This is a genomic window from Janthinobacterium sp. GW460-12-1-14-LB5, from assembly GCF_059423585.1.
Genome location: NZ_JBWKYD010000017.1, coordinates 89,284 through 103,719, shown reverse-complemented (window position 1 = coordinate 103,719; position 14,436 = coordinate 89,284). Strand labels below are relative to the sequence as shown.

Annotated in this window: 13 protein-coding genes; 3 read left to right on the top strand and 10 right to left on the bottom strand. The window is 61.0% G+C overall.

The genetic code is table 11. The annotated features are described in order from the left end of the window. Window positions 1–6 precede the first annotated feature (6 nt). Both AC07X6_RS18505 and AC07X6_RS18500 read right to left on the bottom strand, forming a co-directional pair. Window positions 7–2,157 carry an FUSC family protein gene (locus tag AC07X6_RS18505; protein ID WP_494791947.1) on the bottom strand — a complete coding sequence of 717 codons (2,151 nt, stop codon included), beginning with the start codon at window positions 2,155–2,157 and terminating at the stop codon, window positions 7–9. A 90-nt stretch (window positions 2,158–2,247) separates the two neighbouring features. After that, entirely contained in the window at window positions 2,248–3,936 is a 1,689-nt protein-coding gene (locus AC07X6_RS18500; RefSeq protein ID WP_230539207.1) for a M14 family zinc carboxypeptidase, read from the bottom strand. Between the two features lie 152 nt (window positions 3,937–4,088). Here AC07X6_RS18500 and AC07X6_RS18495 point away from each other — a divergent pair, with 152 nt between their 5' ends. Continuing rightward, the gene (locus tag AC07X6_RS18495; RefSeq protein WP_494791946.1) at window positions 4,089–4,667 is read left to right on the top strand and encodes a hypothetical protein; all 579 of its coding nucleotides are present in this window, start codon (window positions 4,089–4,091) and stop codon (window positions 4,665–4,667) included. A gap of 68 nt (window positions 4,668–4,735) precedes the next feature. On the opposite strand, the gene AC07X6_RS18490 is transcribed toward AC07X6_RS18495, so the two are convergent. The 6 genes from AC07X6_RS18490 to purB all read right to left on the bottom strand — a co-directional run bounded on the left by AC07X6_RS18490 (window position 4,736) and on the right by purB (window position 10,935). Beyond that, complete coding sequence (locus AC07X6_RS18490) at window positions 4,736–6,889, bottom strand: S46 family peptidase (protein ID WP_494791945.1); 2,154 nt, start codon at window positions 6,887–6,889, stop codon at window positions 4,736–4,738. A 305-nt stretch (window positions 6,890–7,194) separates the two neighbouring features. Then, window positions 7,195–7,464 (bottom strand): GlsB/YeaQ/YmgE family stress response membrane protein, encoded by a 270-nt coding sequence (locus AC07X6_RS18485; protein WP_071075198.1) that lies wholly within the window; start codon window positions 7,462–7,464, stop codon window positions 7,195–7,197. Window positions 7,465–7,637: 173 nt separating this feature from the next. Further along, complete coding sequence (locus AC07X6_RS18480; RefSeq protein ID WP_096238130.1) at window positions 7,638–8,213, bottom strand: YceI family protein; 576 nt, start codon at window positions 8,211–8,213, stop codon at window positions 7,638–7,640. Between the two features lie 33 nt (window positions 8,214–8,246). Beyond that, window positions 8,247–8,801 (bottom strand): YceI family protein, encoded by a 555-nt coding sequence (locus AC07X6_RS18475; RefSeq protein WP_230539203.1) that lies wholly within the window; start codon window positions 8,799–8,801, stop codon window positions 8,247–8,249. Window positions 8,802–8,844: 43 nt separating this feature from the next. Beyond that, window positions 8,845–9,369, bottom strand: a complete 525-nt coding sequence (locus tag AC07X6_RS18470) for a cytochrome b (protein ID WP_494791944.1) — start codon at window positions 9,367–9,369, stop codon at window positions 8,845–8,847. Window positions 9,370–9,555: 186 nt separating this feature from the next. Then, on the bottom strand, window positions 9,556–10,935 hold the full coding sequence (purB, locus tag AC07X6_RS18465; RefSeq protein ID WP_494791943.1) for an adenylosuccinate lyase: 1,380 nt from the start codon (window positions 10,933–10,935) through the stop codon (window positions 9,556–9,558). A gap of 277 nt (window positions 10,936–11,212) precedes the next feature. Here purB and AC07X6_RS18460 point away from each other — a divergent pair, with 277 nt between their 5' ends. Beyond that, complete coding sequence (locus AC07X6_RS18460) at window positions 11,213–11,827, top strand: glutathione S-transferase N-terminal domain-containing protein (protein ID WP_152254807.1); 615 nt, start codon at window positions 11,213–11,215, stop codon at window positions 11,825–11,827. Between the two features lie 57 nt (window positions 11,828–11,884). On the opposite strand, the gene bfr is transcribed toward AC07X6_RS18460, so the two are convergent. After that, window positions 11,885–12,361 (bottom strand): bacterioferritin, encoded by a 477-nt coding sequence (bfr, locus tag AC07X6_RS18455; protein WP_034745609.1) that lies wholly within the window; start codon window positions 12,359–12,361, stop codon window positions 11,885–11,887. Window positions 12,362–12,781: 420 nt separating this feature from the next. Between bfr and AC07X6_RS18450 the strand changes: the two genes are divergently transcribed. Continuing rightward, entirely contained in the window at window positions 12,782–13,462 is a 681-nt protein-coding gene (locus AC07X6_RS18450) for a Fe2+-dependent dioxygenase (RefSeq protein WP_494791942.1), read from the top strand. 258 nt (window positions 13,463–13,720) lie between these two features. Here the strand turns inward: AC07X6_RS18450 and AC07X6_RS18445 are convergent, their stop codons facing one another. After that, window positions 13,721–14,422: an energy transducer TonB gene (locus AC07X6_RS18445; RefSeq protein WP_230539202.1), complete on the bottom strand. Its 702-nt coding sequence runs from the start codon at window positions 14,420–14,422 to the stop codon at window positions 13,721–13,723. Window positions 14,423–14,436 lie beyond the last annotated feature (14 nt).

Sequence of the window (14,436 nt, the reverse complement as noted above, 5' to 3'; positions counted from 1 at the left end):
GCAGGCTTAGCGTGGTGCCACAATATGCACGATCGCCGCACTATGTACCACGATCTTGTCCGCATCCGCCTGCAACAATCGGATGCGCCTTTTGACCAGCGGCCAGCCAGACCAGGCCACGTCGCTGACGGGCGGTGCGGCAGCGGTAGCCTGCGGTGCGCTGATGGCGGCCTTGTCGTCGAGTTGCTCCAGCGCGCGCGACAGGGTCAGGCACACTTGCGTGTGGCTGTGGCCGAGCAAGGCGTTGACGGGCGCGACGGGCAGCTGGCTGGCATGGCGCCCCAGGATCGAGCGCAGCGCCGCCACGTGGGCCACCAGCAAGTAATTTTGCACGATGAACAGGTTGATGTCTTCCACGGCCCGCTGCTTGCTGGCCGGTTCGTCGAGCATGCGCACCAGCGCCGAGCTGAGCGCGGCCAGGCTGTCCATCAGGCGCTTGCGCTCGATGCGGTAGGCGAAATCGTCGAAACATTTTCCCTGCAGTAACTCGAAGCTGGCTTGCATATACGACAGGTTGACGTTGAGCACCTGGCGCACGAGGCGCGGCAGGCTCTGGTATTCCCAATTGGCCAGCACGAAGCTGAACACGGTGGCCACCGCCGCGCCGATCAGGGTATCGATCAAACGCTCGCTGACGAGGTTCGGGTTGCTGGGCGCCACCAGATGCATTTGCAACAGAATCATCAGGCTCACGGCGATGGCCGTGTAGCGGTAGCGCAGATAGATGAAGGTAGGCGTGGCGACGATGGAAAGGAACAAGATGGCCATCAGCACGATATTGCTGTGCACGAAGCGGATCACGATAGCCGTGACCACGCAGCCGATGATGGTGCCAATGATGCGGTCGGCGCGGCGCTGGCGCGTCATGCTGAACGTGGGGCGCAGGATGATGACGATGGTCAAGACGATCCAGTAGCTGTGGGCCGCATACGGCAGCCAGTGGCCGATCAGCAACCCCACCGAGATGGCCATCGACACGCGCAGGGCGAAGCGGAACACGGGCGAATCCAGGCGCAGATTCGCCAGCAGAGTCTTCAGTTCGTATTTCTGCTGCGACAAGAACGGCGCCATGTCCGCGCCGCTCCAGAATGGCACGTCGGCATAGACTTTTTGCGTCGCCAGGTGCAGCTCGGCGATCATTTTCAGAATGGCGCGGATCTTGTTGCGCTGCGCGCGCAGGGTGGCCAGCGCTTCCTGCGCATTGTCTCCTTGTGCGTGCAGGCGGGCGATTTCCGCCTCGATGGCGGCCCATTCCTTGTCATAGCTGATCTGCGCATACGAGGCGCGCTTGCGCGTGACGGCATACGCCACGGATTCGATGTCGCGCGCCGCCTTGTAGGCCAGGTCATGCAGGGATTTGAGCACGTCCGAGTCGGCCAGGTGCTGGCGCAGCAGCGCGTAATCCGTGTGCGTGGACAGGATCAGTTCATATAAATCCAGCATGCACACATGCACCTGCACCACGATGGCATCCTTGCTGTTCTTGTGGCTGCGCAAAATCAGGTCGCGCGACGCTTGCTGGCGGTCGGCCAGGATGCTTTGATGGCGCACCAGCTTGTTGAACTGCTCCGTCAAATTGAACCGCGTGTCGTAGAAATCGGCCTTGATGTCGATGTAGGCGGCCAGTTCGAACAGGGCTTCGGCCAGCACTTGCTGTTTGATGCGGTGGCGCAAGACCCAGGCGATGGCCATGGCATAGGCCAGATAGATCAAACCACCCAGCATGAACAGGCCTGCATGGTGGAACGATTGCTGCCACGTCATCTGGTGTTCCATCGACATGGTCATGATGAACAGGGCGGCCAGCTGCAAGGGCATGGATTTCTTGCCGTACACCACCATCATGCTGGCGAGAAAACTGACGAGGACGAGCACCGTCATCAGCAGCCATTGCACGGGCCCGCACAGGCTGATCAACAAGGTGACGGCGCTGCACAGCAGGACGGAAGCCAGCATCTCGTTGAACTTGTGGCGCAGGGGGCTGGGCATGTCCATCAGGGTCGTGCACAGGGCGCCGATGCACACCGTCATGGCGGTGGCGCTGTCGCTGATTTCCTGGACCAGCAAGGCCAGGCCGACCAGGCCGATGGCCACGCGCAAGCCCAGGTAAAAATAATGGCTGTAAATAAAGGTGCGCAGGTTCAGTGCGTAGTGCATGGGATTACCTTGTGGGTAGGGCACAGAAAGAGGCGCCGCACCGGGGTCTCCGATGCGGCGCCAGGATGTTGCAGTCGCTACAGCCTTGATTTACATCAGGGCAATGACAGGATATCTCCGCCACTCGGGCTCGGCAAAGCGCTGGCAGTGCTCAAAAATGAAGTCGAGCACGGCTTCCTGGTTGCTCAGCAGGGCCGGGTTGGCTGCTTTCCAATCGGCAAATTTGGCCGCCAGCGCCGGCTCGTCGCGCAGCAGTTCCGACGCCATGTCTTCGAAGACGTAATTGGAAAACGCTTCTTTCTTCTCCAGCACGCTGTTGAAGAAGCCCCAGCGGAAGAAGCTGTCGTGCGCCTGCGGTTCCAGCGTTTCCACGGCGTAGCGCGCGTTATCCTGGTCCAGGCTGATCACATAATCGCCCGCCTGCACGGTGAACTGGCCCGTGCGCGCTTCCACTTCCACCGTATCGTGGAACATGTGGCCTTCGTAGGCCGTGGCCCGCGTGCCGACGTTGGCAATGTGGTAGTAACGCGCCGTTAGCGTCTGTTCGGCGGTGATGCGGTGCATTTCGACGCCGTTCCAGCGCAGGCGCTCGATCACTTCGCGCCAGGCTTGCGGCACGACATAGGCTTTCGGTGCGGCCACGGTGACGTCCGCATCGAAGCGGTTGTAGTAAGCGATGTCGCGTTCCCACGGCTGCGAGCGGTCGTAGGACAGGCGCTGGTAGTCGCCCAGCACGCTAGCCGTGTATTTGGCCGCGTAGCCCTTGAAGGGGAAGGTCGACGGTTGTTCCTCGTTCATGCTCCAGTGGATCGGCCACTCGGCTTGCGTGCGTCCCGCTGCCTTGGCTTGCGCGCGCAGTTGCTTGATCTGTTCGCCGTGTTTGACCGTGAACGCCATCGTGATGTCGAGCAGGGCGCGCATGGACGCGTAGCGGTCGGCAAACGGTTTCAGCATGTGCGTTTCCGGCATGAAACCGATGACGTGATGCAAGGCCGCAAAACCGGTCGAGAAACGGGGCACTTCGAGGAATTCGGCGATGCCGTGGTCCGGGCTGTCCTTGACGGGGTTCACGTACGGGCACGTGGGCCAGCCGGCCTGTTCCATGTGTGCAAAGATGTGCGGCAGCATGGTGTCTTGCAGGAAGGGACCGAGGCCATTGCCCAGCTTATCCGTCTGCGTGTGAATCAGGGTCATCGTGTACGGGTAGTCGGCGCCGTTCGACGTGTGCGTGTCGACCATCACGTCCGGATCCCAGCTGGCCAGCAGGCGGTTGAACACTTGCGCGTTCAGGCTGTCGCACTTGATGAAATCGCGGTTCAAGTCCAGGTGGCGGCTGTTGCCGCGGAAACCGAATTGCTCCGGGCCATCCTGGTTCACGCGCGAGGTATTTGCGCGGTTCAGGCTGCCATCGACGTTGTAGATCGGAATGAACAGCAGCACGGTGCTGCCCAGCGCCTCCAGGCGCTCCGGCTGCGTGCAGAGGTCGCGCACGATGGCCATGCAGGCGTCGATGCCTTCCGGTTCGCCCGGGTGGATGCCGTTATTGTTGAAGAACACGGTGCGTCCCGCGCGCTTGATTTGCTCGCGGTCAAACACGCCGTCCGCGCTGACGACGCCAGCGTGGATGGGCACGCCCGAATCGGACAGGCCGATCTGTTCGAAGTGCAGCACCTGCGGATAGCGTGCGGCGAGATCTTGATAGAAGGTGATGCATTCCAGCCAGGTCGTGGTCTGGTTGTGGTTACCGAGTTCGTAGGTCGTGCGCAAGTCTGGTGGCATAGCGGTCTGAGTCTGGGAGGGGGAAGGCGCGCTGGGTAAGTACGCCCGCTAGGGGCCAATTGTAGCACCGGCGCTCTTGCCTTGATGCGCAACAGGAGGCGATCGCCGGACTTGTGTTATGAATACGTTTCAGGTGCAAGGATGGAGGCGGCATGGGCAAGACGGCGATGGCAGCGATGGCGGCGCTGGTGTGGGGGATAGGCCTGGCGGCACAGGCGGCGCCGTTGCGCTTGCCGGCGGGCAAGGAGCCCGTGGCGCAGGGCGGCTCCGTGACGGCCGCCGCACAGGGGGCGCTGATACGCTACCGGGGCTGGCTGCTGGCCGTTGATGGAGCGGCGTCCGAGCAGATGCCTGACGTCTTGCTGACGTCGGCGGAGGCGGGCCAGGCGCCGCAGTTGCGGGTCGGCACGCTGCAGCGTGCCTTGCCAGTATGGGCGGCCTTCGAGTTGATCAAGGGCAGCACGCGCCTGCGCATCACGGCACTGCCGGGGCCGGATGAGATGCCCGCGCTGCTGCTGGACTTTGGCGAGGCCGATTACCGCATCGTGATTCCCGCCGCCCACATCGAACGGCAAGCCTATCCGTTGCTGGCGCAGCGCTTTCCCGGCGCCGACCTGGCCTTGCTGCTGCAGGATGGCCGGAGGGTGATGTTGCCGCTGGGAAGTGGCCGCGCGCCAGTGTTTGGCGAGGAGCAAGCCGTGCCTTACCGCTTTGCCAAGGTAAAACGCTAGGCAAAAAAAAGCCACTCCCGCAGGAGTGGCTCAGGCTAAAGCGCCCGTTGCCGGGTTATTGCTTTTTGTTATTCAGCGCCCATTTCTTTCAGCAGGTTATCTGCGTGGTCGATGTGTTTCATGTTCCACAGCATGTAGCGCAGGTCGACCTGGATCGAACGGGTGTTGGCCTTGTTGTAGTCCCAGTCGGAAATGATCGAGTCCAAGGTGCCGTCGAAGGCCAGGCCGATGAATTCGCCTTTCGAATTCAGGGCTGCCGAACCGGAGTTGCCGCCGGTGATGTCCAGGGTCGCCAGGTAGTCGACCGGCACGGTTTTCAGCTTCGGATCGACAAATTTGCCGAAGTCCTTGGCTTTGATCGCGGCCAGTTGTTTCGCTGGTGCATTGAACTCACCTTCGCCCGTGGCTTTGGCAACGACGCCATTGACGGTGGTGAAAGCGGTCCAGGTGGTGCCGTCGGCGCCATGGTCACGGCCGGCAACTTTGCCGAACGTTACGCGCAGGGTGCTGTTGGCGTCAGGATAGACGGCTTGGCCCTTGCTCTTCATGAAGGCGATCTTGGCTTTCATGTAGTTGGCGTAGGCTTGCTGGATCTTGCCTGCCAGTTCTTCGTCTTCCGCTTCGTTTTTCAGCGAATCCGGATACATGGCGACGGCTGCCTGGATGAAGCTGTCCTTGCTGGCCTGGAATTCGGCAGGCGTGCGTTTCAGCCAGGCTGCGCGTTCTTCCTTGTCGGCCAGCTTGCTGCCCGCATACAGTTTGTCCAGGGTGGCGGACAGCTCGGCTGGCGACATGCCATCCTTGATGCCGATGGCGGCGTCGAAGCTGGCGCGGCGCTGTGCTGCCGGTTGCGCGGCGTACTTGGTCAGGCTGTTCAGTACCAGCGCCTTGTCGACTTTTTCATCGTAGGTGCGCTCGACTGACGTGACGCTCGAGGTCAGGCGCGGCAAATCGCGCGTCTGGTAGCCGGACTTGCGTTCCGTATCGGCCTTGGTGCCTTCGTTGGACAGGCGGTACAGGCTGCGTGCCGTGTTCAGCAGGCGCGGCTGTGCGTAGCTGAGGAAGAAATCGCGCTTGGTGTCGGCATCGCGCTCGGCGATCAGCTTTTCCACTTGCTCGATGTCGGCGGCAAATTCCGCCTTGCGGGCAGGATTGGCGTTGACCCAGGTTTTCAGGGCTTCGTGTTCCGTCGTCTTGCGCGCCAGGAAGTCGCTGCCGGCGTAGGAATCGAGCATGCCTTGGCGGTTCTTGTAGTAATTGTTCACGCCGGCCACCTGACCTGCGTATTTCAGGGCCACATCCTTGTTGTCCTTGGTTTCGCGCGCGATGATGGCCAGGGTTTCGCCCGACGCTTTCACGAAGGCCGGGTAGTTCCAGTCAAACGTGAACGCCACTTCCGATGGCAGGCGGTGACGATTGGTGCGGCCAGGATAGCCCAGCGCCATGACGAAATCGCCTTCTTTCAAGCCATCCTTGGCCAGTTTCAGCACGTGTTTTGGCTGGTAAGGCACGTTGTCCTTGCTGAAGTCGGCAGCTTTGCCGTCCTTGCTGACATAGGCGCGGTAGAAACCGTAGTCGCCCGTGTGGCGCGGCCACATCCAGTTGTCCGTGTCGCCGCCGAATTTGCCCACGCCGGCCGGAGGCGCGTGCACCAGGCGCACGTCGCGGATTTCCAGTTGCTTGATCAGGTAGAACTCCAGGCCGCCGTAGTAGCTCGACACGGTGCAGCGGAAGCCCGCTTCTTTTTCGCATTCGGCGACCAGTTTCTTCTGGTTTTTCTCGATCGCATCGATGCGCGCCTTGCCTTGCAGCTTGGCCACGTCGGAGCTGATGATCTTGTCGCTGACATTGGTCACGGCCGAGGTGACGAAGATGCGGCTGCCTGGGGCGGCCGGCAGTTCTTCAGCGAACGTCTTGGCCAGGAAACCGTTGGCCAGCAAATCGCGCTCTTTGGTCGAATTGACCGCCACGCTGTTGTAGACGCAATGGTGGTTGGTGGCAACCAGGCCTTGCGGCGAAACGAACGAGGCCGAGCAACCGCCCAGGCTGACGATGGCGCCCATGGGGAACTCGGTCAGCTTGGTCAGGGTAGCCGGATCGAGTTTCAGTCCGGCGGCTTTCAGTTCCTTGGCTACTTGTGGCAGCTGTTGGGGCATCCACATGCCTTCATCGGCGTGTGCGAAGTTGCTCAGGATGGCGAGCGCGATTAGAGATTTTTTCATTCGAGTTCTGTTCTTTTACATTGTAGGGAAGTCGGAATCAGCGGAGTACCCGCTGATTGTGCAGCGGGCGACATAGAGTATCCGTATCGAACCGGCACTAGTCAATCACATTTTCCGGGGAGCATGTTTGTAGTCGATTGCTTAAATGGCACTATTCTCGGCGCTGCAGGGGCAGAAACTGGCTGCCAGGACGCATTTTTCCGTGCTGCGGCTGTGGTATTGTCCATACATGTCCTGGCGGCAATAAAAAAAGGCCGGACGCTTGCGCGGCCCGGCCTCCTCGTGATGGACCGTGTGTTGCTGGTCTAGCGTATTTTGCCGCGGCGCAAAAGATTGACGATGCCGAGCAGGATCACGGCGCCCAGGAACGAAACGAGCAGCGAAGACAGGCTGAAATTGTCGCTATTGATGGTGCCCGTGCCGAACAGCGGCGCCAGCAGCCAGCCGCCCAGGAAGGCGCCGACGATGCCGACGACGATATTGAGGAAGATGCCCTGTTGCGCATCGGTTTTCATGACCATGCTGGCCAGCCAGCCGATGACGCCGCCAATAACGATCCAGATTATGAAATTCATGTAGTCCTCCGCACGTTGGGTGAGTGGTTGTGCCAGAGCGGTGCGGCTTGCACGTCATGGCAAATTGATACTGATGCCGCACGATAGAAAAGTCCAGCGGATTCGCATGGCGCATGCAAAAGCCCGCCTGGCTGCGGGCAGCGAGGCGGGCTTGTCATGCGGCAAGGTCGTGTTTAGTCGGCCTTGATCGCTTCCACCTGGATGGCCAGCTTGACTTCCGGCGAGAACGCCGGCATGCCGTAGTTCAGGCCAAAGTCGCTGCGCTTGAATTCCGCGCTGGCATCGGCGCCGCACACTTCACGCTTGTAGCGCGGGTGCATGATGCACTTGAACTTGCTCACGTTCAATTTGACGGGCTTGGTCACGCCCAGCAGGGTCAGTTCGCCATCGACTTCCACCAATTGATCGCCGTTGAACTTGAACGACTTGCTCTTGTAGGTGATTGCCGGGAATTTCTCGACGTTGAACATGTCCGCTTTTTTCGCGTGCGTGTTCATGGCGTCCAGGCCGAAATCGATCGAATCGGCATCGATCACCAGGTCCAGGCTGCCCGTCTTGGCGGCACGGTCCAGGGTGACGGTACCCTTGGTCTTGTTGAACTTGCCGCGCCACACGGACATGCCCATGTGATCGGCTTCGAAGCTGGGGAAGGTGTGCGTCGGGTCGAGGTTGTAGGTGTCGGTAGCGGCCATGGCCGAACCCGCGCCGGCGGCTGCCAGCACGGCGATCATCAAATGCTTGAATGTCATGAATATCCTAAGGTTGAACAAGGGGTGTGGCGATTACTGAGCAGAAACATGAAACTTAATCGTGACCTCGTCGGCAACCATGCTCGTGTCTTTCCACTCGCCTTCGCCGATGTTGTAGGTCAGGCGCTTGATCGGCAGGGCGCCGTCAAACGCGTATTTGCCGCCATCGGCCTTCACCGTCAGGGGGAAGGTCACGTCCGTGGTCTTGCCTTTGATGCTCAGCTTGCCGCTGACCGTCAGCTTGCCCGCGCCGGCGGCCTTGATGCTGCTCGAGACAAAGGTAGCTTTCGGGAACTGGGCCGAGTTGAACCATTCTTTCTTGGCCACTTCCTTGTTGTATTCCGGATCGCCGATATCGATGCTGGCCGTTTCGATTTCCACCGACGCCTTCGAAGCGTCCGGCGTGGCCGGGTTGTAATCGATGGCGATATTGAATTTCTTGAATTTCGCTTCCACGGGCACGTTCATCTGCTTGAACACGGCCGACACGCTGGTCTTGGCGGGATCGACTTTCAGCAGGGTGGCGGCGGTGGCGGCCACGGACAGGCCCAGCAGGGAAGCGAGGACGATGCGTTGGGTGGTTTTCATCTTATTTTTCCTGGAGTTTCAGTGAGCAAGGGTGAAGTCGGTGTTACGGCAGCATGCGTTTCAGTACGCCATCTTTGTCGATAAATTGATGCTTCAGCGCCGCCAGCACATGGGCGGCCACGGCGGCGGCCATCGTCATGTTCAGAACATAATGAATTTCTTTTAAGAGCGGCTTAAGTTCCGGGTTCGGCGCCATGATCACGGGCAACTGGAATAATCCAAGGTAGACCACGGGCACGCCGGCGGCCAGGGTGTACAGGTAGCCGGAGATGGGCACGGCGAAGATCAGGATGTACAGCAGCACATGCATGGCGTCGGCCGCCTTTTTTTGCCAGGCAACCATGCTGGCCGGGTGCGGTGGCGGCACGTTGGCCTTGCGCCACAGCAGGCGGATGGCGGCGATGGCCAGCACGGTCACGCCCAGCCATTTGTGCCAGGAGAAATATTTGAGCTTGGTGGGCGTCAGGCCGGGAATGTCCGTCATGACCAGGCCCATGACGAAGGCGCTGATGATCAGCAGGGCGGTCAGCCAGTGCAGGATGATGGCGGTGGTGGTGTAGCGTTGCATCGGCGGCTTTCTTGAATGTAGTACGCATTAGGACTAATTCGGCCTAATATACCAAAGAAAAGCAAATTGCGCTGCGTGCTGCAGATTCTACAAGAAAGAGTGCCGGAAAAACTGCGGGGGGGCCAGCATTTGTGTGCTGGCCGCCCCGCGGGAGTGGATCTGCTTGATCCAGGTACAGATTGTGGCTTAGATGGCTTTGGCCAGCTGCGCCGCGATACCGATGTAGTTGCCCGGCGTCATGGTCAAGAGCACGTCCTTGGCATCCTGCGGGATGGCCAGGCCGTTGACGAAGGTTTGCAGCGCCTCTTTCGAGATGCCCTTGCCGCGCGTCAATTCTTTCAGCTGCTCGTACGGGTTTTCGATGCCGTAGCGGCGCATCACCGTTTGTACGGGCTCGGCCAGTACTTCCCAGGTGGCGTCCAGGTCTTGCGCCAGGCGCGCATGGTTCACTTCCAGCTTGTTCAGGCCGCGCAGGCAGCTGTCATAGGCCAGCAGGGTGTAGCCGAGGCCCACGCCGATGTTGCGCAGCACGGTCGAATCCGTCAAGTCGCGCTGCATGCGCGAGACGGGCAGTTTTTCCGACAGATGTTTCAGGACGGCATTGGCCAGGCCCAGGTTGCCTTCCGAGTTTTCGAAGTCGATCGGGTTGACCTTGTGCGGCATGGTCGACGAGCCGATTTCGCCCGCTTTCAGTTTTTGCTTGAAGTAGCCCAGCGAGACATACGTCCAGATGTCGCGGTTCAGGTCCAGCAGGATCGTGTTGGCGCGCGCGAAGGCGTCGAACAGCTCGGCCATGTAGTCGTGCGGTTCGATCTGGATGGTGTACGGGTTGAAGACCAGGCCCAGGCGCTGTTCGATGACGTCCTTGGAGAATGCGGGCCAGTCGAAGCCGGGGTAGGCCGACAGGTGGGCGTTGTAGTTGCCGACGGCACCATTCATCTTGCCGAGGATTTCCACTTGTTCGATGCGCTTCACGGCGCGCTGCAAGCGGGCCACGACGTTGGCGAATTCCTTGCCCAGGGTGGTCGGGCTGGCCGTTTGGCCGTGCGTGCGCGACAGCATCGGCACGTCCGCATTGTCGTGCGCGATCTGCGTCAGCCTGGTCACCAAGCCTTGCAGGGCCGGCAGCATCACGCCGTCGCGGGCCGCTTTCAGCATCATGCCGTGCGAAGTGTTGTTGATATCTTCCGAGGTGCAGGCGAAATGGATGAATTCCGACGCCGCCACCAGTTCCGGCACGTCCGCCACTTGTTCCTTCAGCCAATACTCGACGGCCTTGACGTCATGGTTGGTGACCGCTTCGATGGCCTTGATGCGGGCCGCGTCGGCTTCCGAGAAGTCCGCTGCCATCTTGTCGAGCAGGGCGGTCGCTTCTGCCGAGAACGGCTTGATTTCGGCGAAACCGGCTTGCGACAGCGCTTGCAGCCAGGAGATTTCCACTTTCACGCGGTGGTGCATGAAACCGGCTTCGGACAGGATCGGGCGCAGCAGATCGGTCTTGCTGGCGTAGCGGCCATCGAGCGGAGACAGGGCCGACAGCGTGGAATACGGAGTAGTAGAAGTCATGAGAGCGGACGCAAGTTAAAGAAACGGTTGGCGTGTGGCGCGCGGGGAGGGCAGGGCTATTGCAATACAGCAACACTGACGGCGCCACAGTAAAGGGCGATTTTACCACCGCTGGGGGCTTGCCAGCCGTCCGTCGGGCTCCGGCGCACCGCAATCCGGCCGAATCCGGCCCCGATGCGGCATGCCTGCCACACTGCGGGGAGCGCCGGGCGCGCGCTGCCAAACACCGCTGCCGCCGATGCTATACTGCTTGCTGCTCCTTTACCTTAAAGTACCTATGAAACTGATCGGTTCCCTCGCCAGCCCGTATGTCCGCAAAGCCCGTATCGTGCTGGCGGAAAAAAAGCTCGACTATGTCTTCGAGCTGGAAAACGTGTGGGTGCCGGAAACCCGCATCGCCCAGGCCAATCCGCTGGGCAAGGTGCCTTGCCTGGTGATGGAGGATGGCAGCACCTTGATCGACTCGAAAGTCATCGTCGAATACCTCGACACGCTCACGCCCGTGTGCAAGCTGCTGCCAGCCGGCGGCAATGGCCGCGAGCGGGCCGATATCAAGAACTGGGAAGCGCTGGCCGACGGCATCCTCGACGCGGGCGTGCTGGTGCGCCTGGAGCGCACGCAGCGTCCGCCCGAGCAGCAAAGCGCGGCCTGGATCGCGCGCCAGCTCGACAAAATCACGCTTGGCCTGGCGGCGCTGGAGGCACGCCTGGGCGAGAGCGCGTATTGCGCCGGCAAGAATTACACGCTGGCCGACGTGGCCGTGGGCTGTACCCTGGGCTGGCTCAGCTTCCGCTTCCCGGAAATCGACTGGCGCGCCGATCACCCGGCGCTGGCGCGCCTGTTCGACAAGCTGTCCGAGCGGCAATCGTTCAAGGACACCGTGCCGCAATAAAGGCCCGGACGAAAAAAAACCGGCTGTTGCCGGTTTTTTTGCGCCTGACTAAGGAAATTACTCCTCAATCGCCATCTGGCTTTGCAGGTAGTTCTGGATACCGACCTTGGCGATCAGATCGATCTGCGTTTCCAGCCAGTCGATATGCTCTTCCGTGTCTTCCAGGATCATCAGGAACAGGTCGCGCGAGACGTAGTCGCCCGCTTTTTCGCTGATGGCGATGCCTTCCTTGACGGTGGCGTGCGCGGCGCGTTCCAGCTTCAAGTCGCATTCCAGCATTTCCGGCGTGTTTTCGCCGATCAGCAGCTTGTGCAGCGCTTGCAGGTTCGGCAGGCCGTCGAGCATCAGGATGCGGTCGATCAGCTTGTCGGCGTGTTTCATTTCGCCGATCGATTCTTCGTATTCCTTCTTGCCCAGCTTTTCCAGGCCCCAGTGCTTGTACATGCGCGCATGCAGGAAGTACTGGTTGATGGCCGACAGTTCGTTGGTGAGCTGTGCGTTGAGCATGCGGATGACTTCTTTATCGCCCTTCATGGGAATTCCTTTGTTCTGTGTCGCGTTCGATGATGAAACCGCAGGCTGCTGGCGTTCACTGCCGGGTGGCGCAGGGCTGCCTGGTGGCGCGCAGGTGGCCGGTTTCGCTATGCCCGCATGATAGCGCAAAATAGGGGCGGTTTCCGGTGCTAAACGGCATTTTTCCGTCTTTTTAACGTAAATATCGTGCGAATAAAACCCATTCTCAACTGGATTGCTCTATTTTTCCGTTTTTTATTTGTTAAGGAAAATGAAGGCCATTCTCATTCGCGTTCATGCGGTCTTTCATGCAGGTTCAGCGGACTTGGGGTGTCGCGTGGAAACGGCGCAAAATGTTTGCGCCATTCTTGCTTTTGCGTATTCTTTGCCGCTGATGGCGATGCGATAATCACCGGGAAATTCACTACAAAGGATAGCAAGATGATGCTGCATATACCCGGCGTGCTGACGCCGGAACAGGTGACGCAGTTCCGCCAGCGCCTGGCGCAGACGGACTGGGTCGACGGGCGCGCCAGCGTCGGCGCGCAAGGGGCGCAAGTCAAGCGCAACCGCCAGCTGGCCGAAGGTTCGCCGCTGGCGCTGGAGCTCGGCGAAATCGTCAGCCGCGCGCTGATGGCCAACCCGCTGTTCTTTGCCGCCGTGCTGCCGCTGCGCATCCTGCCGCCCTTCTTCAACAGCTATGCGGGCGGCGAGCACTATGGCCTGCACATCGACGGCGCCATCCGCACGCCGAAGAACGGCATGCAGTCGATGCGCGCCGACGTCTCCTCGACCGTGTTCCTCAGCGAGCCGGACGAATACGAGGGCGGCGAACTGCTGGTGGTCGATGCGTATGGCACGCATGAAGTGAAACTGCCGGCCGGCGACGTGATCGTGTATCCGTCGAGCAGCGTGCATCAGGTGCTGCCCGTCACCAGCGGCGAGCGCATCTGCTCCTTCCTGTGGACGCAAAGCATGGTGCGCGAGGACTGGAAGCGCAGCATGCTGTTTGAGCTTGATCAAAACATCCAGAGCGTGCGCGGCGAGCACGGCGATTCGCCGGCCACCGTGGGCTTGACGGGGCATTATCACAATCTGCTGCGGATGTGGGCGGAGATGTAACGCGAAACGCGCATGGCGGCGTTGCTTAGGCTCGCCGTACATTCGTACTGTCTTCGCCGTCGCGCCTTGCCCTGTGCGCTTCGCGGTGCAGTTGCGCAAATGCGCGGGCAAAAAAAAGTCTGCCTGGCCCGGGGATGTAGGCTGGCAGACTGAAACAAGCAGTTGCTTGACTGGTACAGAAAACAGGGCGCAAAAAAGCAAGCAGGGCACTGTGTGCGGTGCTTGCGGGCTGGCAGCGGCGCCGTGGCCGCCGGAAGGCTAGCTCAGTTGGAAGGTCAGGGGGACGAGCACGTAGACCGGGACGGGCTTGCCGTTTTCGATCATCGGCTTGAACAGCGCGCGCTGCGCGGCCTGGCGGCCCGCTTCGTCGAGGTTGCCGTAGCCGGTGGATTTGTGGATCAGGATTTGCTCCGGCAAGCCCTTTTCATTGATCAGGATGCGCAGCACCACGGTGCCGCTTTCGCCCAGGCGGCGCGACAGGTTCGGGTAGATCAGCTGCGGCGCCTTGATGTATTCGACGCTGCTGACGGTGCGCGGCGCGGACGGGGCCGGTGGCGTCGGCGACGGTGCCGCTGGCGCCGTCGGCGCGGCGGTGGCCACGGGGGCCGCTTCGGCGCGCGTCGGCTGCGGCGGCGTGATCGTCGGTTCGCTCGGCGCCACGGCGATCAGCGGCAGCGGCGGGATGACGGCGCGCGGCACGGGGGCGCTCAATTCCACGGTTTTCGGTACGGACGGCGCCGGCGGTTTCGGTGGCGCGGGCGGGGCGATGATGCTGATGGTGGTGATGGTCGGCATGGCCGCCGTGACCACGCGGCTCAGCAGGCCGCTCTGGATGGCGTAAAAGCCGGCGATGTGCAGGACGACGATGGCCATCAGCGGCGCGAATTTGTTGCGCTTCTTGTCGAAGTCGGCAAATTGCGGCACGGCCTGCACCGTTACGGGCGGGGGCATCATCGTCATGGCGTTATCGCTTT

What these genes read in the sequence shown, in the direction of transcription:
- AC07X6_RS18505 (WP_494791947.1), bottom strand. Translation starts at nt 2,157, where the DNA reads ATGCACTACGCACTGAACCTGCGCACCTTTATTTACAGCCATTATTTT.
- AC07X6_RS18500 (WP_230539207.1), bottom strand. Translation starts at nt 3,936, where the DNA reads ATGCCACCAGACTTGCGCACGACCTACGAACTCGGTAACCACAACCAG.
- AC07X6_RS18495 (WP_494791946.1), top strand. Translation starts at nt 4,089, where the DNA reads ATGGGCAAGACGGCGATGGCAGCGATGGCGGCGCTGGTGTGGGGGATA.
- AC07X6_RS18490 (WP_494791945.1), bottom strand. Translation starts at nt 6,889, where the DNA reads ATGAAAAAATCTCTAATCGCGCTCGCCATCCTGAGCAACTTCGCACAC.
- AC07X6_RS18485 (WP_071075198.1), bottom strand. Translation starts at nt 7,464, where the DNA reads ATGAATTTCATAATCTGGATCGTTATTGGCGGCGTCATCGGCTGGCTG.
- AC07X6_RS18480 (WP_096238130.1), bottom strand. Translation starts at nt 8,213, where the DNA reads ATGACATTCAAGCATTTGATGATCGCCGTGCTGGCAGCCGCCGGCGCG.
- AC07X6_RS18475 (WP_230539203.1), bottom strand. Translation starts at nt 8,801, where the DNA reads ATGAAAACCACCCAACGCATCGTCCTCGCTTCCCTGCTGGGCCTGTCC.
- AC07X6_RS18470 (WP_494791944.1), bottom strand. Translation starts at nt 9,369, where the DNA reads ATGCAACGCTACACCACCACCGCCATCATCCTGCACTGGCTGACCGCC.
- purB (WP_494791943.1), bottom strand. Translation starts at nt 10,935, where the DNA reads ATGACTTCTACTACTCCGTATTCCACGCTGTCGGCCCTGTCTCCGCTC.
- AC07X6_RS18460 (WP_152254807.1), top strand. Translation starts at nt 11,213, where the DNA reads ATGAAACTGATCGGTTCCCTCGCCAGCCCGTATGTCCGCAAAGCCCGT.
- bfr (WP_034745609.1), bottom strand. Translation starts at nt 12,361, where the DNA reads ATGAAGGGCGATAAAGAAGTCATCCGCATGCTCAACGCACAGCTCACC.
- AC07X6_RS18450 (WP_494791942.1), top strand. Translation starts at nt 12,782, where the DNA reads ATGATGCTGCATATACCCGGCGTGCTGACGCCGGAACAGGTGACGCAG.
- AC07X6_RS18445 (WP_230539202.1), bottom strand. Translation starts at nt 14,422, where the DNA reads ATGACGATGATGCCCCCGCCCGTAACGGTGCAGGCCGTGCCGCAATTT.